The sequence below is a fragment of the Bacillus sp. FSL R5-0397 genome, assembly GCF_038593395.1.
Lineage (GTDB): Bacteria > Bacillota > Bacilli > Bacillales > Bacillaceae > Bacillus > Bacillus altitudinis.
In genome coordinates this window covers 2,977,047-2,995,157 of sequence record NZ_CP151992.1, presented here as the reverse complement: position 1 = coordinate 2,995,157, position 18,111 = coordinate 2,977,047, and the positions used below count along the sequence as shown (strand labels likewise).

The window sequence follows — 18,111 nt, the reverse complement described above, 5'->3', positions numbered from 1 at the left end:
TAACAATTTTGTGGAAAAACCCACCTTTTAAAAGATTTTTCATAAAAAATTCACTTCTTTTTGTTCCTTTTTGTCGTTTTTTGTAGGTTCATCGTTAAGATGCGATTAGGCTACAAAGAAAGCGTTATCAAAAAAAGGGGGTCCACGTATGAAAAAGTTAGGGTTAGCTTCTCAAATACTCATCGCACTTGTTTTGGGTGTTGTCGTAGGAGCACTATTTTATCAAAATGAAACCGTTATTAATGTGTTAACGCCGATTGGCGATATATTCATCCACTTAATTAAAATGATCGTTCTTCCAATTGTTATTGCTGCATTGATTGTAGCCGTTGCAGGTGTAGGCGATATGAAAACCATCGGAAGACTCGGTGGGAAAACGATTCTTTACTTCGAAATTGTGACAACGATTGCATTAGCAGTTGGACTGCTTGCAGCAAACGTTTTCCATCCTGGTACAGGAATTGATATGAGTAACATGGAGAAAGGCGATATCTCTAAATATGAAGAGACATCTAAGTCTTCTGCCGAAAAAGCTAGTTTCTCTGAAACGATTGTGCATCTTGTGCCAACAAACGTGTTCCAATCCATTGCAGAAGGTGATCTATTACCAACAATCTTCTTTACAGTGTTATTCGGATTAGGAATTGCAGCAGTTGGAGACAAAGGAAAACCAGTGTTAGGATTTTTTGAGGGCATCCTCGAAGCGATGTTCTGGGTGACCAATAAAGTGATGAAGTTTGCACCATTTGGTGTATTCGCGCTCATCAGTGTGACGGTGATCAAATTCGGGGTCGGAGCGCTTCTCCCGCTAGGTAAACTGGTACTTGTCGTTTACGGCACAATGGCATTCTTCGTTATTGTCGTACTTGGCATTATCGCAAAATTAGCTGGAACAAGCGTCTTTACACTATTTAGAGTGTTAAAAGAAGAAATCATTCTTGCATTCTCAACAGCAAGTTCAGAAGCTGTATTGCCTAGATTAATGGACAAAATGGAGAAGTTCGGATGCCCGAAAGCGATCACGTCGTTCGTTATCCCAACAGGCTATACCTTTAACTTAGATGGAAGTGCCATCTATCAATCCATTGCCGCCATATTTGTTGCACAAATGTACGGCATGCCTCTTTCCATCTATGAGCAAATTACGTTACTATTAATCTTAATGCTCACATCAAAAGGAATGGCTGGTGTACCAGGTGCATCGATCGTTGTTGTCATCACAACACTTGGAGCAATGGGACTTCCACTTGAAGGACTTGCCTTCATCGTTGGGATCGACCGTATCCTTGACATGGTTCGTACAACTGTTAACGTATTTGGTAACTCACTTGCAGCCATTGTCATGTCTAAGTGGGAAAAAGTGTTTGATCAAGAGAAATCGAAGAAGTATATTGAGGAATTAAAACAACAAACAAAAGCAGCGTAAAAGGAGATCTTTTCAAATGACGAAGCTACAGGACAAGCAAGTTCGTATCGAACGAGACTTTCTAGGTGAAAAGGAAGTAGACACTCAAGCGTATTATGGAATTCAAACATTACGTGCAGTAGAGAACTTTCCAATTACTGGCTACCATGTTCATGAGGAACTCATCAAAGCATTAGGGATTGTCAAAAAGGCAGCCGCACTTGCAAATATGGATACAAAGCGACTATATGCTGGTCTTGGAGAAAAAATTGTTCAAGCCGCAGATGAGGTTATTGAAGGAAAATGGAACAATCAATTTATTGTCGATCCAATTCAAGGCGGGGCTGGCACTTCAATGAACATGAATGCCAATGAAGTCATTGCAAACAGAGCGCTTGAACTACTAGGAAAGGAAAAAGGCGCTTATACTGAGCTAAGTCCAAACACGCATGTGAACATGTCGCAGTCAACAAACGACGTTTTCCCAACAGCGATTCATATTTCAACATTGAATATGATTGAAAAACTACTTTATACGATGGAAAACATGCATCAAGTCATGACAGAAAAAGCGCAAGAATTCGATCATGTCATCAAAATGGGACGTACGCATCTTCAGGACGCTGTTCCAATCAGACTTGGTCAAGAGTTTAGTGCATATGCAAAGGTTCTTGCTCGTGATATTAAACGAATCAAGCAGTCTAGACAGCATTTATATGAAGTCAATATGGGCGCAACAGCAGTTGGAACAGGACTGAATGCTGATCCTAAATATATTCGCCAGGTAGTTGGTTATCTAGCTGACATTAGCGGATTGCCGTTAGTTGGAGCAGAAGATTTGGTCGATGCTACGCAAAATACAGATGCTTATACAGAAGTATCAGCTGCACTGAAAGTATGTATGATGAATATGTCCAAAATGGCAAACGATATTCGTTTGATGGCTTCAGGTCCTAGAGCAGGCTTTGGTGAGCTGCACTTGCCGCCGAGACAGCCAGGTTCATCTATCATGCCAGGGAAAGTCAACCCAGTGATGCCTGAGGTCATGAACCAAGTGGCATTCCAAGTCATTGGAAATGACCACACGATCTGCCTTGCATCAGAGGCTGGTCAGCTTGAACTGAACGTCATGGAGCCAGTTTTAATATTCAACTTACTACAGTCTCTCAGCATGATGAAAAATGTATTTGAATCCTTTGTCGATAACTGCTTGCGTGACCTAAAAGCAGATGAATCTAGATTAAAAGAATATGTAGAAAAGAGTGCTGGTGTCATGACGGCGGTCAATCCGCATATTGGTTATGAAGCTGCTGCACGAATTGCGAGAGAAGCGATTCTTACAGGCGTATCTGTACGTGAGCTTTGTCTGCAAAATGATGTGTTATCAGAGGAAGAGCTTGATGTCATCTTAAATCCTTTTGAAATGACGAAACCAGGTATTGCTGGTGCATCACTTTTAGAAAAGGATCGTTTAGAAGATTAAGCGGCATCATGAGAAGCGCACACCGACAAATGTCCGGTGTGCGTTTTTTCATGGACTGTTTGTTTTTCTGAAGCTCACATAGTATACTATCGTCAATTATTAGGGATGTGACTGCGTTTGAATCTACTGAAAAAATGGTTGAATACAGAGCCTTATTTAATTATCATGCTCATTGTTTTGACTCCGATTGGTGGAGAGCTGAAATTTTATCCATTTGAGGATAGCTTTCGGGTGAGCTTTGGAACCGTTGTCTTTTTCTTTATCCTGCTTCAAATGAAAAAATTCCCGGCATGGGCAAGCGGCATCATTGCGGGGGGATCAGTGTTTGCATTCCGGGTGCTTCTTGATACTGCTGTGTCAGGCCACTTAGCGCTGGAAGAGGCCGTTTCTTTAAGATTTCCTTCCCTGCTGTATTACGTCGTCTATGGTACGCTTTTTTATGTATTACAGGTCAGACGTTTCCGTGATAAGCCTTGGCTCATTGGGGCAACAGGGATCATCATGGAACTATGTGCAAGTGTAGTCGAAATGATTGCACTCAGGGGAGCCATTGATGAAATTTTAACAGTGAGAACGCTGTTTCAACTATTTGTATTGGCGATTTTCAGAAGCTTTTTCGTATTGGCTTGTTATACGATGATTCGATTATACGAAGAACAGGCGAGAGAGCGCCAAATGAAGAAGGAAAAGGAACACCTGTTGATGCTACTGTCGAATCTTTATACGGAATCTACATATTTTTATAAAACCCTTGCACATGCTGAGCACATTACAGCTACTTCATATCAATTGTATCAATCTCTGCATCATGCAAAGGATACGGAATCATTAGATTTGAAAAAACTCGGAAAAACAGCCCTACAAATTGCAGGTGAGGTACACGAAATCAAAAAGGATAATCAGCGGATTTTTTCTGCCTTATCAAAACTGATTCATGAGGAAAACTTCCAGGAGTATGCAAGTCCTGCTCATATCGCTGGACTTGTGATTCGTATCCATGAAAATTACGCGGAATCTCTTAAAAAACACATCGTTTTTCATTATGATGAAGATGGGCAGCATCCCGCTTATCACGTGTATACCATTCTATCTTTATTAAATAACATTGTATCCAATGCCGTTGAAGCCATTCCGGTGAATGGAGAGGTATCACTATCCATTTCACGGAAAGAGAATGATGTGATTTTTCAAATCAGTGACAACGGGCCAGGCATTAAAGAGCGTAACCATCATGTGATCTTTAAACCGGGCTTCACTTTAAAATACGACCAAGCCGGGAACCCATCAAGCGGCATCGGTCTTTCCTATGTGAAAGACACAGCCGAGAAGCTTGGCGGAAGTGTTGAAATGAAGAGTATCCCAAATCAACAAACGATGTTCACTTTAACGATACCAATTGATCAAGTCAGCAGAAAAGAGGGGAATGGGAGATGAGATTTTTTATTGTTGATGATGATGAAGCTGTTCGTTCTTCACTGGCACAGCTCATTGAAGATGAAGAGCTTGGCATTGTGGCAGGGGAAGCAGAGGATGGTGCTGAAGTAACAGCGAGCTACTTAAATGATTTGCATATTGATATCTTGTGTATTGATCTTCTGATGCCGGAAAGGGACGGTCTTGAGACGATTCGAGCGATCAAAGATGAATTTCATGGGAAATATTTAATGCTGTCACAGGTAGAAACAAAGGAACTCATCGGCCAGGCATATACACTCGGTGTCGAGTATTATGTGACAAAGCCGATCAATCGAGTAGAGGTCTTAAGTGTGCTCCATCTCATGATTGAGCGGCTGCATTTAGAGCACTCGATTGAAAATATTCAGCATTCGCTCAAATCGGTCATGCAGTTCCAGCAGCGCGGACAGACAAAAACAAAGCAACGCGGGAAAAGTCTTGCAGAGGCAGGTCAGTTTTTGCTTGCGGAGCTTGGGATTGTCGGTGAAAAGGGGTCTAAGGATTTACTAGATATGATTCTTTTCACAGATCAGTATTTAGCGTTACATGCCGATCAGCACGACTCTTTTCCTTCATTAAAAGTGATTTTTACTGGCATCACAGAGGATAAATTAAACGAACCTTTTACATCAGCAGACATCGCAAGAGAAGCAAAAGCAGCGGAACAGCGGGTAAGACGTGCGATCAACCAATCATTGAAACACATCGCCTCGCTCGGGTTAACCGATTTTTCACACCCAACCTTTGAAAACTATGCATCAAAATTTTTCGATTTTACCATTGTGCGTAAGAAAATGAGTGAACTCACAAAAGAGACAACTGGAAGAGAAGAGCACACACGTATCAATGTGAAGAAATTTGTACAGGTGCTTTATTACGAGGCAAAACGAATTTTTATGGAAGATTAAAAAGACATGCTCTCTATAAGGAGGGCATGTCTTTTTTTGTGATGGATTGAAGATGCTTCTGCAGCACGGAGCGCATAAGCTGAGGCGGTAAACGATGGGGCTGTACGATTCCATTCAATGCAAGCCCATTGATGACCGCATAAAGCCGCTCAGTTTCTAATAAAAGATCGATATGATCTAGCAGTAGCTCATCCTCTTTCAATTTCATTATGCAAAATTGAACGGTTTGAAAAAGCTCGTCATACATCTTTGCATTGAGCGGCTGTAAATCTGGTTCAGTCAGTGCTTTGACTGTAAAAGCCTGCCACACCTCCATTTCAAATATTCGTTCTTCGTCTAGTGGAAGAACCTGCTCCAATAAAGTGAATACATTTTCCTCTGTTGAACCGTTTAATGGAAGCTTAGCAATTCGCTCCTTCACTCTTTCCTGAATTAAATTCATGGAGAATAGAAATAATTCTTGCTGTGTGGAAAAATAATGACGCATAGAGCCGGCTGAAATGCCAGCTTCTACGGCTATTTTTCGTACAGAAGCGCTTTCCAATCCCTCTTGTTTAATCACTCTCATAGCAGCTTGAGCGACCTTTTGTTTTTGTTTATGGTGATCGACGATTTTTGGCATACCTTGATTTTAGCACAGCTATTGTTTTTTTAACACAGTTGTGTTATTTTTTATTTAATACAATCGTGTTAAAAAGGATGTGGGGGAAATTGGTCGGTTTATTGATTGTGGCATGTGAAATTGGTTTTTGGCTGTTTATTCTTATGGGCTTAACACTGCGTTATGTGTTTAAACAGAAAAAATGGGGTGCTTTCTTTCTTGTCTGTACGCCGGTTTTAGATCTCATCCTTCTTGCGGCTACTTATATAGATTTAAAGCATGGGGCTGTGGCGAGCGTCATTCACGGGCTTGCGGCTGTTTATATTGGTGTGAGTCTGGCCTTTGGACATCAAATGGTGAAATGGGCGGATGCTAAGTTTGCTTATCGTTTTGCAGGAGGCCCTAAGCCAAAGGGGAAACCAAAGTACGGGAAGGAGCGGTCTTTGTATGAAATGGTGGGCTGGACGCGTCATTTCATCTCTTATGTCATCGGAGCGGGGCTATTATATGGATTGACCTATCTCATCCAAGCACCAGAACGAACGGAATCTCTGATGCAGCTTGTCAGTGTGTGGGGGATGGTCTTAACCATTGATTTCATCATTAGTATCAGCTACGTCATTTGGCCGAAAAAACACCCGGAAAATATAGCAGGATGACAAAAAAGACAGGCGGATTTACTCCACCTGTCTTTTCTTATGATGACAGTCCTTTATAAATGGTGTCAATATTCCATTTCATCATCTTATAGTAGCTGTCCCCATCTTCACCTTCTTTGCCAATAGAATCCGTAAATACTTTCCCCTTAATCGGAACTCCGGTTTCCTCAGATAGGCTTTCAAGGCTGCGCTTATCTACACTTGTTTCAAGAAAAAGGGCAGGAACTTGATGGTCTTTGACAAAATGAATGATGCGCTTCATTTGTCCAGGTGTTCCTTCACTTTCTGTGTTGATCTCCCAAATGTAGCCGGCTTTCAGTCCATACGCATCCGCAAAATATTTGAATGCCCCTTCGCTTGTGACAAGGAGTTTTTTGTCTTTTGGGAGTTGATCAAACTTGTCTTTTGCTTCATCGTGAAGCGTTTGAAGCTTTTTGATATAGGTTTCAGCATTTTTCTCGTAATCCTCTTTATGCTCAGGATCTGCTTGAATGAGCGCATCTCTGGCATTTTGCGCATAAAGAATCCCATTCTCGACATTCAGCCATGCGTGTGGGTCCTGCTGGCTTTCAAGCCCTTTTGAAGACAAATGCTTCACTTTGACGCCTTTACTCAGCTCGGCTACAGGTGCATCATCCCCGTCCTTGCCGCTCGATTCAAGCAGTTTTTGAAACCAGCCATTCCCTGTTTCAAGGTTCAAGCCATTAGATAGAACAAGGTCTGCATCCGTCGTATACTGAACATCCTTTGGCAGTGGGTCAAATTCATGTGGGTCTGTACCAATGGGAACAATGCTGTGAATAGAGACATGCTGTCCTCCTACTTCCTTCACAATGTCATAAAGAATGGAGTAGGTCGTGACAACTTTTAATTTACCGTCATCTTTTCCGGAACTTTTTTGCTGAGTAGAACAGCCTGCGATGACCAAAAGGGCAATACATACTGCGGTCAAACGGATTGCTAATACCTTCTTCATATATGTCCTCCTTTTACATAGACGCTTCCTTTTTTAACTGTGTTCGTTTTCGCTTCGATTTTAAGGATCTCCACAATATCCCTTGTTTCGGTGAAAAGATAAAGGCACTGCCGAATAATATGGTCGCGACCAGCACAATGGAAGCACCAGACGACAAGTTATACGTAAAGCTGAGCCCAAGTCCTACGACGGCTGAAACTGCTCCAAAAAAAGCAGATAAATAAATCATGATCCATAGCCGGTCTGTCAATAAATAAGCGGTGGCAGCTGGTGTAATAAGCATTGCAACAACAAGAATAATACCTACAGTTTGCAGGGATGCCACGGTCACTAAGGTCAATAAGGTCATGAGGAAATAATGGATCATGCGATTCGGTAAACCGTAAACGGAAGAAATCACTGGATCAAATGAACTAATGAGCAGTTCTTTGTAGAAAACAATGACAGCCAGCAAAATGAAAATGCCGATGCCAAGCGTGATCCACATATCAGATGAACGAACGGCTAGTACGTTTCCAAACAAGATATGATATAAATCGCTGGAACTTTTTAAAAATGTAATCAAAATGATCCCAATGGAAAAAAAAGCAGTGAATACGATCCCGATGGCAGAATCATTTTTAATACGGCTGTTTTGACTGACATATCCGATGCCGATGGCTGTCAGTACACCAGTTAGAACCGCACCAAAGAAAAAGTTAATGCCGAGCATATAAGAGATGGCGACACCTGGAAGTACAGCGTGTGAAATCGCATCTCCCATCAAAGCCATTCCCCGTAATATGATAAAGCAGCCAATGACGCCGCAGATGATCCCTACCATAACGGATGTAAATAACGCTTTTTGTAAAAACGCATATTCAAAAAGTCCGGTTAAGAATTCCATTACGCGTCTCCTCCTGCTGATTTTAAAAATGGCAGCTGTGTTTCATATGCTTGGAGCATGACCTCAGGACGAAGAATATCATGGACAGGCCCTGCTTTGACCAGCTTCTTATTTAGAAGAACGAGATGGCTGAAGTAATCGTCGGCTTTACTTAAGTCATGGTGGACGACCAGAATGGTTTTTCCTTCATCTCGTAATTCCTTCAAAATGCGGATCATTGTTTCTTCACTTGCCATATCAATTCCGACAAATGGTTCATCTAAACAAAAGAGCTGTGCGTTTTGAGCGAGTGCTCGCGCAAGGAAGACACGCTGCTGCTGACCGCCGGATAATTCCCCAATCTGTCTTTTGGCAAAGTCCTGCATCCCGACCTTTTCTAAGCAATGGTACGCATAGGCACGGTCTTCTTTTTTCGGTCGTTTGATTAGTCCGAGCTTTGGGTATGTGCCAAGCAGTACGGTATCCAGTACATGGATAGGAAACGTCCAGTCTAGATCATTTCTTTGCGGTACATAGGCGATCTGTTTTCTCACTTGTTTAAAGGGTTGTTCAAAAAAACGAATGTCGCCTTGATCCTTTTCAATTAAATCCAAACATGCTTTCAATAAAGTAGATTTACCAGCACCATTTGGACCAATGATTCCAGTCATCGTTCCTTCCTGTATGGAAAGAGAGACGTTTTCTAGTGCATCCTGTCCGTGGTATGAGACATACAGGCGGTCGATTGTTAAAGCATATGACATCTCTTGCGGCCCCTTTCGATCATCAATTGCGTTTCCTAAAAATATATGCATACATTTAATAATTTTGACTAAAGGATGAAATGATTCTCTGACGCTAATTTGTTTCCTTAAGGAAACTTTTATCTTATTCTAATCGTATGTCCTTCTTTTGTAAAGAGAAATGCTGAATATTCCCATCAAGCGATCGTTTTTATGTTATGCAACGAAGAGGGGACATGAGCATGGATTATTGAAAATTCACGTGACATCCTTGAATACGAAAAATCTCAAACATTTGCTTATAAATGATTGACAGTTTGTAAGAACTCCTCATATAATAAGGGTAATTCAATATATGAATATGTGCTCATATATAATATCTACAGCAGCTGATAGGTTTGATTGAATCAGGGAAGGCTACTTATATAGAAAAAGGTGAGAACATGAAAAAGATGAAGGATGAATACGTATTAAGCGGTCTCGATTGTGGAAACTGTGCACGTAAAATTGAAACAGGTGTCAGCAAACTCGAAGGGGTTGAAGCCTGCTCAATTAATTTTGCGACGGGTACATTAACTGTGACACATGCTGATGCACAAGAAACGATGTCAAAGCGTATTGAAAAAACCGTTCAGTCCATTGAACCTCATGTGAGTGTATCACCAAAAGAAGAAGGACATCACCACGATCACGATCATGGAACAAAGAATTTAAAAACGATTGTACTGAAATTAATTGGTGGTGCAGTCATTGGAACAGCGGCTTATTTTATACCTGACAATGGCTTACTGAAGTTCATCATGTTTTTCGCCGCGTATTTACTAGTTGGCGGAGATGTTGTCTTGAAAGCACTGAAAAATATTGTGCGCGGTCAAGTATTTGATGAGAACTTCTTAATGACCATAGCTACAGTTGGTGCTTTTGTGATTCAGCAGTATCCTGAGGCACTGGCAGTCATGCTGTTTTACCAAATTGGAGAACTGTTCCAAGGGGCAGCTGTGAATCGCTCTAGAAAATCAATTAGCGAATTAATGAATATCCGTCCAGAATACGCAAACCTCAAAGTGGGGCAACAAACAAAAAAGGTAAAGCCGGAAGAAGTCAAAGCTGGTGACCGTATTGTCGTCAAACCAGGTGAAAAAATTCCTTTAGATGGACGCGTGATAGACGGTTATTCTCTTGTGGATACCTCTGCACTAACTGGGGAGTCTGTTCCAAGAGATGTGGAAGCAGGAAAAGATGTGCTTGCTGGATTTGTGAACCAAAACGGCATTCTTGAAATTGAAGTGCAAAAAGAGCTCAGTGAGTCAGCGGTTACGAAGATTTTGGATTTAGTCGAAAATGCAAGCAGCCGTAAAGCGCAGACAGAAAACTTTATCACAAAGTTCGCTAAATATTATACACCTGCTGTGGTCGTGCTAGCTTTATTGCTTGCCTTTGTACCACCGCTTCTCATCCCATCAGCTCAATTGTCTGATTGGGTGTACCGGGCACTTGTCTTTCTTGTCATTTCGTGTCCATGTGCACTCGTTGTATCCATTCCATTAGGTTTCTTTGGCGGAATTGGTGCCGCATCAAAACGAGGTATTTTAGTGAAAGGCAGTAATTACTTAGAAGCCTTAAACTCTGTCCGCTATGCGGTGTTTGATAAAACAGGTACTTTGACAAAAGGGAACTTTACAGTCACTCATATCGAAGCAGCGAATGAGAAATGGTCAGAAGAGGAATTGCTTTCTTTTGCAGCGCTGGCAGAAGCGCATTCTTCGCATCCGATTGCAGAATCGATTAAGGCGGCTTACGGAGCGTCTCTTGATGAGAGCCAGATCGAATCTTACGAGGATATTGCCGGTCATGGGATCAAAGCGACAATTCGCGGAGCTCATGTATTGGCAGGTAATCATCGCCTTATGGAACGAGAGGGCATTGCTTTTGAAAAAGAAAAACGAAGCGGAACGGTTGTGTATTTAGCAATAGACGGTGAGTTTGCGGGATCGATCTTGATTGCAGATGAAGTAAAAGACGATGCAGTTGAAGCGATATTTTCTCTAAAAGCTGCGGGCATTCAAACCGTGATGCTTACAGGGGATGCTTCGCAAGTAGGAAATGCAGTCGCACAGCAGATCGGCATTGACGAAGTTCACACTGAATTATTGCCACAGGATAAAGTCGCCAAAATCGAAGACATGTATGAGAAAAAAGCATCTCAAGACAAATTATTGTTTGTTGGTGATGGCATAAACGATACGCCGGTTTTGGCAAGAGCGGATATAGGTATTGCCATGGGTGGACTTGGTTCAGATGCAGCAGTTGAAGCGGCTGATATTGTGATTATGACAGATCAGCCATCGAAGGTAGCGGAAGCTATTGCTGTCGCTAAAAGAACGAGAGCCATCGTATGGCAGAATATTGCGTTTGCTCTTGGGGTGAAAGCCGTCTTTCTCATACTTGGTGCATTCGGTATTGCAACGATGTGGGAAGCCGTCTTCTCGGATGTTGGTGTCACTGTACTGGCTGTTTTAAATGCGATGAGGGTCATGAAATAAAATTGTAAGGAAAAATTCATGAATAGCGTCTTTCATAATAGACCCCCTCTTGTTAAAATAGAAGAAGTTGGATAATGGCATTTTCCTGAGCTGTTATCCTTTTTCTTTGTGAAGGAATGAATGAAAAAGATAAGGTAGGTGCTTTTGTGAGTAAAAAAAATAATCAATCTTTATCCATCAAGTTTGCAGTTATATTAACCATCATTGCAGCTCTTCTCATCGGTATTTTCGTTGTGATCGGTAACAACAACAGCCAAGAAGCACAAACAGTCGACAGTAAGCCGTCTATTAAAGGACAGCCTGTCATGGGAGATCAAAAGGCAAAAGTGCAAGTTGTCGAGTTTGGGGATTACAAATGTCCATCATGTAAATCATTTGAGACAGACATTTTCCCAAAATTGAAAGCAGACTACATAGATAATGGCGATGTATCCTTCTCATTTATTAACTTACCACTGCCTGTTCATGGGGACGGTGCGGTATTAGCAGCACTGGCTTCTGAAGAAGTGTGGAAAGAAGATCCGAAAAACTTCTGGGCATTTCATGAAGCGGTCTACAACGCACAACCAGATAGTGAAGCAGAATGGGTAACGCCAGCAAAGCTCACCGAATTGGCGAAGAAGACAACGAAAATTGATACGGACAAGCTGAAAGATAACCTATCAAAGAAAACATATCAGCCACAGCTGAACACAGATGATCAGCTGGTGAATCAATACAAAGTAAATGCAACACCAACTATTTTCATTAACAATAAACAAGTCCAAAACTTTTATGACTATGATGAAATCAAAGAATTAATTGATCAAGAGCTGAAAGGGAAAAAATCATGAAAAATAAACTGATTTACTTATACAGCGCTTGGATCGTCTCAATTGTGGCGACGATGAGCAGCCTGTATTTAAGCGAAGTAAAGAAGTTTATTCCATGTGATATGTGCTGGTTTCAGCGCATTTTCATGTATCCGCTTGTGCTTTTACTTGGAATTGCTACATTCCGTGGCGATGTCAAAGTGAAGTACTACGTTCTCCCTTTGGCCGGGATTGGTGCTTGCTTTTCCATCTATCATTATATGGAACAAAAGATTCCAGGCTTTGCATCGATTCGTCCTTGTCTAAGCGGTATTCCTTGTTCCGTTGATTATCTGAACTGGTTTGGTTTTATCACCATTCCACTCTTAGCTCTCATTGCATTTATTCTGATCATCATTAGTATGCTGCTTTTAAATGCAAAAGAAGATTGAGGAGATAGCCTGCTTAAAAGCAGGCTATCAGCGTGTAGACAAACCCTCGCATTCGGTGTCATTCCTGTGCGCTGGTGCTCACGAATGTCAAATTCGCTCCGCTCCAGTGCTCGTCTTTCCTAGACTGCAAAGGTTTTCTATCACGCTGAAAGTAGACAAAGGGCTAAAATCAAGATCATTTTATCCCTTTGTCAACAATCTGAGCCTGCTTAAAAGCAGGCTATTTTTTATTTTTGCAAAAAGATAAAATTTAAAGAAAATTTGTATTGCTTTTCATTTGTGTCAGATATACATTAAGGGGAGAGTGTTAGATGATCAGACAATGGTAAGGAGATAAGCGGAAAATGGCATGGGAAGTGTTAAGTATTATTGGCATTGTGGCATTCGCCATTAGTGGTGCGATTGTCGCAATGGAAGAAGAGTACGATATTCTTGGTGTGTACATTTTAGGGATTGTCACAGCATTTGGCGGTGGAGCGATTCGGAATCTATTAATTGGTCTTCCGGTGTCTGCTTTATGGTCACAGGGCAAAATGTTTACCATTGCCCTTGTATCCATTACGATCGTGTTTCTATTTCCAAAGCTTTTGCTCAAGCACTGGAGCACATGGGGGAATTTCTCGGATGCGATCGGTTTAGCAGCGTTTGCGATTCAAGGTGCATTATTTGCTGTACAAAGAGAGCTCCCGCTCAGTGCGGTCATTGTGGCAGCCATTTTGACTGGAAGTGGCGGCGGCATTGTGCGTGATTTATTAGCAGGACGAAAGCCACTTGTGCTAAAAGCAGAGATTTACGCAGTATGGGCAGCCCTTGGCGGTTTACTTGTCGGACTCGGCTTAGCGCAAGGAGAGCTTGCTTTATATCTGCTGTTTGTCATCCTCGTCATATGCAGGGTTTGTTCCTACTTATTCAAATGGCGGCTTCCCGCTAGGTCTTATTTTTTAAATAAAGGGTAAAGAAAAGGGCGATGTCGCTCTTTTTTTTTATGTGTTATTCGAGCTTGATGTCAGCAGGTCAAGCTGTTTTCGTGTAAAATAAAAGTAGGTTCTTTATTCATCATTGGAACAATACATGAGATGAAAATGTTGTCATTTGACTGAATATGTAGATTCAGTCTTTTTTTGCCTAGATGGATTGTTATGTGTTGGTTTCGCTTTTTGCGGGATACTAAAGAAACGCTCATGACCGAACGGATGGATCAGAAAGAAATGAACACATCTTTGCATGTAAGCAAAACATGACGGAAAAAATGAAATGGGAGGGACATGTACTAGTGGAGATTTTTTTGGCAGTGCTCGTACTACTAGCACTCATTGCATCATCTAATATTATCAATCGTTTTCTGCCCTTTATTCCAGTTCCATTAATCCAAGTGGGTTTAGGGATATTGGTCGCAGCTTTTCCTTCAGGTTTACATATTTCTTTAAATCCTGAGCTATTCTTCGTTTTATTCATTGCACCGCTGTTATTTAATGATGGGAAGCGTACCCCAAGGGACGAGCTGTGGAAATTAAGAGCACCCATTCTTCTATTAGCTTTAGGGCTCGTATTTGCGACGGTCATTGTCGCAGGATATACCATCCATTGGATGATTCCAAGCATACCACTTCCAGCTGCATTTGCGCTTGCAGCGATTTTATCACCGACAGATGTAGTGGCTGTAAGTGCCCTTTCCAGCCGTGTGAATATGCCGAAGGGGATCATGAGACTGCTGGAAGGCGAAGGGCTGATGAACGATGCGTCAGGACTTGTTGCTTTTAAATTTGCTATTGCAGCAACGGTTACAGGGGCATTTTCCATTGCAGAGGCATCCTTTAGCTTTGTTCTGATTGCTGCTGGCGGATTATTGACCGGATTTATTCTGTCGTTTTTTATCATTCGTTTCCGCTATTTTCTCCGCCGTTTAGGCATGGACGATGTCACAATGCACATCATCCTGCAAATCCTCACGCCGTTTGTGATTTATTTAGCAGCGGAAGAAATTGGCGTATCGGGCATTTTAGCCGTTGTTGCCGGTGGTGTGACACATGCCATCGAGCAAGACCGAATGGAAGCGAATTTAGCAAAACTGCAAATTGCTTCTTCAAACACGTGGAATATTATTTTATTTATTTTAAATGGCCTTGTTTTCGTTTTACTTGGATTACAAATTCCTGATGTATCGACCGTCATTTTCCAAGATGAAGCCTTTAATAATATGCAAGTCATCAGTTACATTTTAATCATTACATTCTGTCTAATGATTCTCAGATTCCTATGGGTATGGCTGTTCTGGGCAGGGAACTGGAGTGTATCGAAAAAGAAGAACACGAAAAAACCGAAGCTGCGTGCTTCCATGCTGATGACATTCTCTGGTGTTCGTGGTGCTGTTACATTAGCGGGTGCTTTCTCCATCCCGTTTACGCTTGCAGACGGCTCACCATTCCCTGAGCGTCATTTAATTATTTTCCTCGCAGCAGGCGTCATTTTATGTACACTCATTTTAGCGAGTGTGCTACTGCCTATTTTATCGGAGAAAAAAGATAAGCAAGTGGATGTGGACTTAGATACAAAGATTCAGCACGCAAAACGGAAGCTGCTGAGAAGTGCCATTAAAACGTTAAAAGAAGGAATGAATGAGGACAATCGAGAAGTCTCCCTTGCACTCATCAATGATTTCCGAATGAAGCTACGAAATATTCAGCGGGAACCGTACCAGTTTGGTATGAGAAAACAAGAGAGAAAAATCAGACTGCATGGTATTAAAGCAGAACAGATGAAACTTCAGCAGTTGATTGAGGAAGAGAAAATCGACAAAGAAGAAGCATATGAGCTGCAAGAGAGATTTCATGAGCTGGAAATGCTCTATTCCAACTCTTTTAAAATTCGTTTCTCAAAAGTGAAGTTTCTGCGCTTACTACAATGGCTTCAATTGTGGCGCCCGCATCAGCGTATTTCGAGCGGCATATTAGAAAACGAGGAATCGTATAAACAAATCCGCAAGAAAACGGCTGAAGCTGCGGTGGATTCTATTAAGCACCATATGACCGAAGACAATCAACAAACGTGTCATCAAGTCATTGGGTTTTACAATCAAGTGATTTTCCGCTGTGAACATGGTCCTTCTTTCTTCCAGCAAAAGGATCGTACGTTTGACCGGAAGAAGAAAGAGCTTAACTTCCAAGCCGTACAGACGATTCGTAATGAAATCCAAACTTTATATGAAAATGGCGAAATCAATCGTGATATTGCCCATCATTTAAGGGAATATATCAATGACATGGAAGCAGTCTTACTGACCAATACATGATGTTGTCATCTTCTCCCCTTTGTTTTATGATGAAAAAAAGAGACGAGCAGGGGGAGAGGCAGGATGACATATTACGGAGCGATTGAAGCTGGGGGGACAAAGTTCTGCTGTGCCATTGGCAATGAGCATGGGGATATCATAGAGGAATTAACCATTCCAACAGAGCACCCGGAAAAAACCATCCAATCACTTATTCCATTTTTTCAGCAACATGAAATTGCAGCATTAGGGGTCGGTTCCTTTGGACCGATTTGTGTCCAGAAAGACGATCCTTCTTACGGTTACATCATGAATACGCCGAAAGTTGAATGGAAGCATTATCCGTTGATACCTGAGCTGGAGAAACAATTAGACGTACCGGTGTCCTTTACGACAGATGTCAATGCCGCAGCATTAGGTGAACTGACAAAAGGGGCCGCCAAAGGGCTAAGCAGCTGTCTGTATATCACGGTCGGTACGGGGATTGGTGCCGGGGCTGTTGTGAAAAATGAGCTTCTCCACGGTCACTCACATCCAGAAATGGGACACATCCTGGTCAGGCAGCATGAATCAGATCAGTTTGCAGGTGTCTGCCCGGCGCATGGTACTTGCTTAGAAGGACTGGCGGCAGGACCAGCTATTGAGGCAAGGTGGGGAAAGCCAGCTAAAGAGCTTACCGAAGAAGAAGAAGTTTGGTCTCTTGAAGCAGATTATTTAGCACAGGCATTAATGCAATACACGCTGATATTAAGCCCAGAACGCATCATCATGGGTGGAGGCGTCATGAAGCAAAAACAGCTATTTCCGCTCATTCGAGAGAAGCTGGCTGCGTATGTCAATGATTATGTCGACATGCCGCCGCTTGATACATACATTGTCTCTCCTGGACTTGAGGACAAGGCAGGTATGACAGGTGCTTTGCTGCTAGCGATTGAAGCGAAGAGAAACGCCTGATAATAGAGTTTTCAAACGCAACATGAGATAATGAAAAAGATGGAATCTATGAAAAGGTGGTTGTTAACATGGTCAAAAGCTTGAATGATACCGTAACACTAAATAACGGAGTAGAAATGCCATGGTTTGGTTTAGGTGTATTCAAAGTGGAGGACGGCAACCAAGTGGTTGATGCCGTAAAAGCAGCCATACGAAACGGTTATCGCAGCATTGATACGGCTGCCGTTTATAAAAACGAGACAGGCGTAGGGAAAGCCATTAAAGAATCTGGCGTGAAAAGAGAAGAATTGTTCATTACGTCAAAAGTATGGAACACAGATCAAGGATATGACAAAGCACTCGCTGCATGCGACGCGAGCTTAAACCGGCTCGGTCTTGATTACTTAGACCTCTATTTGATTCATTGGCCTGGACCAAATGCAGATACATTTAAAGAGACATGGCGTGCGCTTGAGAAGCTTTATAAAGATGGAAAAGTAAGAGCGATTGGTGTCAGCAACTTCTACGTGCAGCATTTAGAAGAGCTGTTAAAAGATGCGGAGGTTGTTCCAGCGGTGAACCAAGTGGAGTTTCATCCAAAACTGACACTTGTAGAATTACGACAATATGCGAAAGAAAAAGGCATTCAAATTGAAGCATGGTCTCCGCTGATGCAAGGAAAGCTTTTGGATCATGACGTATTAAAGGAAATTGCAGCACAATACAACAAATCTGTGGCTCAAGTGATCTTGCGTTGGGATCTGCAAAGCGGCGTTGTCACCATTCCAAAATCAATCAATGAAGATCGCATTAAACAAAATGCCGACATTTTTGACTTCGAGCTTTCACAAGAAGACATGGAAAAAATCAATGCACTTAATAATAACGAACGTGTCGGGTCTAATCCAGAAACGATGACGGTTGGGTTTGAATAAATAAAATTATTCCCTCAGCGTGTAGACAAACCCTCGCATTCTTTGTCAGTCCTGCGTGCAGGTGCTCACAAATGTCACACCAGTACAGCAAAGG

At 41.9% G+C, this 18,111-nt stretch carries 16 protein-coding genes; 12 read left to right on the top strand and 4 right to left on the bottom strand.

Features of this window, described 5'->3' with window-relative positions:
* Positions 1-148: 148 nt before the first annotated feature.
* From NSQ70_RS15435 to NSQ70_RS15420, 4 genes are all read left to right on the top strand, one after another.
* On the top strand, positions 149-1,426 hold the full coding sequence (locus tag NSQ70_RS15435; RefSeq protein ID WP_007500222.1) for a cation:dicarboxylase symporter family transporter: 1,278 nt from the start codon (positions 149-151) through the stop codon (positions 1,424-1,426).
* Between the two features lie 16 nt (positions 1,427-1,442).
* A complete protein-coding gene (aspA, locus tag NSQ70_RS15430; protein WP_035701391.1) occupies positions 1,443-2,888 on the top strand; it encodes an aspartate ammonia-lyase in 1,446 nt (481 codons plus the stop codon).
* Between the two features lie 117 nt (positions 2,889-3,005).
* The gene (locus tag NSQ70_RS15425; RefSeq protein WP_025207978.1) at positions 3,006-4,322 is read left to right on the top strand and encodes a sensor histidine kinase; all 1,317 of its coding nucleotides are present in this window, start codon (positions 3,006-3,008) and stop codon (positions 4,320-4,322) included.
* Positions 4,319-5,251: a response regulator gene (locus NSQ70_RS15420; RefSeq protein WP_045034051.1), complete on the top strand. Its 933-nt coding sequence runs from the start codon at positions 4,319-4,321 to the stop codon at positions 5,249-5,251. The genes NSQ70_RS15425 and NSQ70_RS15420 overlap by 4 nt, the downstream gene beginning before the upstream one ends.
* A gap of 13 nt (positions 5,252-5,264) precedes the next feature.
* On the opposite strand, the gene NSQ70_RS15415 is transcribed toward NSQ70_RS15420, so the two are convergent.
* Complete coding sequence (locus NSQ70_RS15415) at positions 5,265-5,873, bottom strand: TetR/AcrR family transcriptional regulator (protein WP_024719818.1); 609 nt, start codon at positions 5,871-5,873, stop codon at positions 5,265-5,267.
* A gap of 89 nt (positions 5,874-5,962) precedes the next feature.
* Here NSQ70_RS15415 and NSQ70_RS15410 point away from each other — a divergent pair, with 89 nt between their 5' ends.
* Positions 5,963-6,511, top strand: coding sequence for a hypothetical protein (locus tag NSQ70_RS15410; protein ID WP_342502257.1), 549 nt, complete (start codon positions 5,963-5,965; stop codon positions 6,509-6,511).
* A 37-nt stretch (positions 6,512-6,548) separates the two neighbouring features.
* On the opposite strand, the gene NSQ70_RS15405 is transcribed toward NSQ70_RS15410, so the two are convergent.
* The 3 genes from NSQ70_RS15405 to NSQ70_RS15395 are packed head-to-tail and all read right to left on the bottom strand — an operon-like array spanning position 6,549 to position 9,116.
* Positions 6,549-7,487, bottom strand: a complete 939-nt coding sequence (locus NSQ70_RS15405; RefSeq protein WP_024719816.1) for a metal ABC transporter substrate-binding protein — start codon at positions 7,485-7,487, stop codon at positions 6,549-6,551.
* A 13-nt stretch (positions 7,488-7,500) separates the two neighbouring features.
* Positions 7,501-8,373 carry a metal ABC transporter permease gene (locus tag NSQ70_RS15400; RefSeq protein WP_007500236.1) on the bottom strand — a complete coding sequence of 291 codons (873 nt, stop codon included), beginning with the start codon at positions 8,371-8,373 and terminating at the stop codon, positions 7,501-7,503.
* A complete protein-coding gene (locus NSQ70_RS15395; protein ID WP_019743627.1) occupies positions 8,373-9,116 on the bottom strand; it encodes a metal ABC transporter ATP-binding protein in 744 nt (247 codons plus the stop codon). The genes NSQ70_RS15400 and NSQ70_RS15395 overlap by 1 nt, the downstream gene beginning before the upstream one ends.
* 422 nt (positions 9,117-9,538) lie before the next feature.
* Between NSQ70_RS15395 and NSQ70_RS15390 the strand changes: the two genes are divergently transcribed.
* The 7 genes from NSQ70_RS15390 to NSQ70_RS15360 all read left to right on the top strand — a co-directional run bounded on the left by NSQ70_RS15390 (position 9,539) and on the right by NSQ70_RS15360 (position 18,017).
* Positions 9,539-11,638 carry a heavy metal translocating P-type ATPase gene (locus NSQ70_RS15390; RefSeq protein ID WP_342502256.1) on the top strand — a complete coding sequence of 700 codons (2,100 nt, stop codon included), beginning with the start codon at positions 9,539-9,541 and terminating at the stop codon, positions 11,636-11,638.
* A gap of 116 nt (positions 11,639-11,754) precedes the next feature.
* Complete coding sequence (locus tag NSQ70_RS15385) at positions 11,755-12,471, top strand: DsbA family protein (protein WP_342502255.1); 717 nt, start codon at positions 11,755-11,757, stop codon at positions 12,469-12,471.
* Entirely contained in the window at positions 12,468-12,881 is a 414-nt protein-coding gene (locus NSQ70_RS15380) for a disulfide oxidoreductase (protein ID WP_007500241.1), read from the top strand. Before NSQ70_RS15385 ends, NSQ70_RS15380 begins: the two co-directional genes overlap by 4 nt.
* 344 nt (positions 12,882-13,225) lie before the next feature.
* Entirely contained in the window at positions 13,226-13,837 is a 612-nt protein-coding gene (locus NSQ70_RS15375) for a trimeric intracellular cation channel family protein (protein ID WP_007500242.1), read from the top strand.
* Positions 13,838-14,154: 317 nt separating this feature from the next.
* Positions 14,155-16,170 carry a Na+/H+ antiporter gene (locus tag NSQ70_RS15370; protein ID WP_047945413.1) on the top strand — a complete coding sequence of 672 codons (2,016 nt, stop codon included), beginning with the start codon at positions 14,155-14,157 and terminating at the stop codon, positions 16,168-16,170.
* Between the two features lie 63 nt (positions 16,171-16,233).
* The gene (locus tag NSQ70_RS15365) at positions 16,234-17,103 is read left to right on the top strand and encodes an ROK family protein (RefSeq protein WP_342502254.1); all 870 of its coding nucleotides are present in this window, start codon (positions 16,234-16,236) and stop codon (positions 17,101-17,103) included.
* A gap of 68 nt (positions 17,104-17,171) precedes the next feature.
* Positions 17,172-18,017: an aldo/keto reductase gene (locus tag NSQ70_RS15360; protein ID WP_041507765.1), complete on the top strand. Its 846-nt coding sequence runs from the start codon at positions 17,172-17,174 to the stop codon at positions 18,015-18,017.
* Positions 18,018-18,111: the final 94 nt, after the last annotated feature.

Excerpts from the sequence above, each read along its gene's own strand:
- NSQ70_RS15405 (WP_024719816.1), bottom strand. The coding sequence starts at position 7,487 with ATGAAGAAGGTATTAGCAATCCGTTTGACCGCAGTATGTATTGCCCTT.
- aspA (WP_035701391.1), top strand. The coding sequence starts at position 1,443 with ATGACGAAGCTACAGGACAAGCAAGTTCGTATCGAACGAGACTTTCTA.
- NSQ70_RS15360 (WP_041507765.1), top strand. The coding sequence starts at position 17,172 with ATGGTCAAAAGCTTGAATGATACCGTAACACTAAATAACGGAGTAGAA.
- NSQ70_RS15375 (WP_007500242.1), top strand. The coding sequence starts at position 13,226 with ATGGCATGGGAAGTGTTAAGTATTATTGGCATTGTGGCATTCGCCATT.
- NSQ70_RS15435 (WP_007500222.1), top strand. The coding sequence starts at position 149 with ATGAAAAAGTTAGGGTTAGCTTCTCAAATACTCATCGCACTTGTTTTG.
- NSQ70_RS15380 (WP_007500241.1), top strand. The coding sequence starts at position 12,468 with ATGAAAAATAAACTGATTTACTTATACAGCGCTTGGATCGTCTCAATT.
- NSQ70_RS15400 (WP_007500236.1), bottom strand. The coding sequence starts at position 8,373 with ATGGAATTCTTAACCGGACTTTTTGAATATGCGTTTTTACAAAAAGCG.
- NSQ70_RS15420 (WP_045034051.1), top strand. The coding sequence starts at position 4,319 with ATGAGATTTTTTATTGTTGATGATGATGAAGCTGTTCGTTCTTCACTG.
- NSQ70_RS15390 (WP_342502256.1), top strand. The coding sequence starts at position 9,539 with ATGAAAAAGATGAAGGATGAATACGTATTAAGCGGTCTCGATTGTGGA.
- NSQ70_RS15385 (WP_342502255.1), top strand. The coding sequence starts at position 11,755 with ATGAATGAAAAAGATAAGGTAGGTGCTTTTGTGAGTAAAAAAAATAAT.
- NSQ70_RS15365 (WP_342502254.1), top strand. The coding sequence starts at position 16,234 with ATGACATATTACGGAGCGATTGAAGCTGGGGGGACAAAGTTCTGCTGT.
- NSQ70_RS15395 (WP_019743627.1), bottom strand. The coding sequence starts at position 9,116 with ATGTCATATGCTTTAACAATCGACCGCCTGTATGTCTCATACCACGGA.
- NSQ70_RS15415 (WP_024719818.1), bottom strand. The coding sequence starts at position 5,873 with ATGCCAAAAATCGTCGATCACCATAAACAAAAACAAAAGGTCGCTCAA.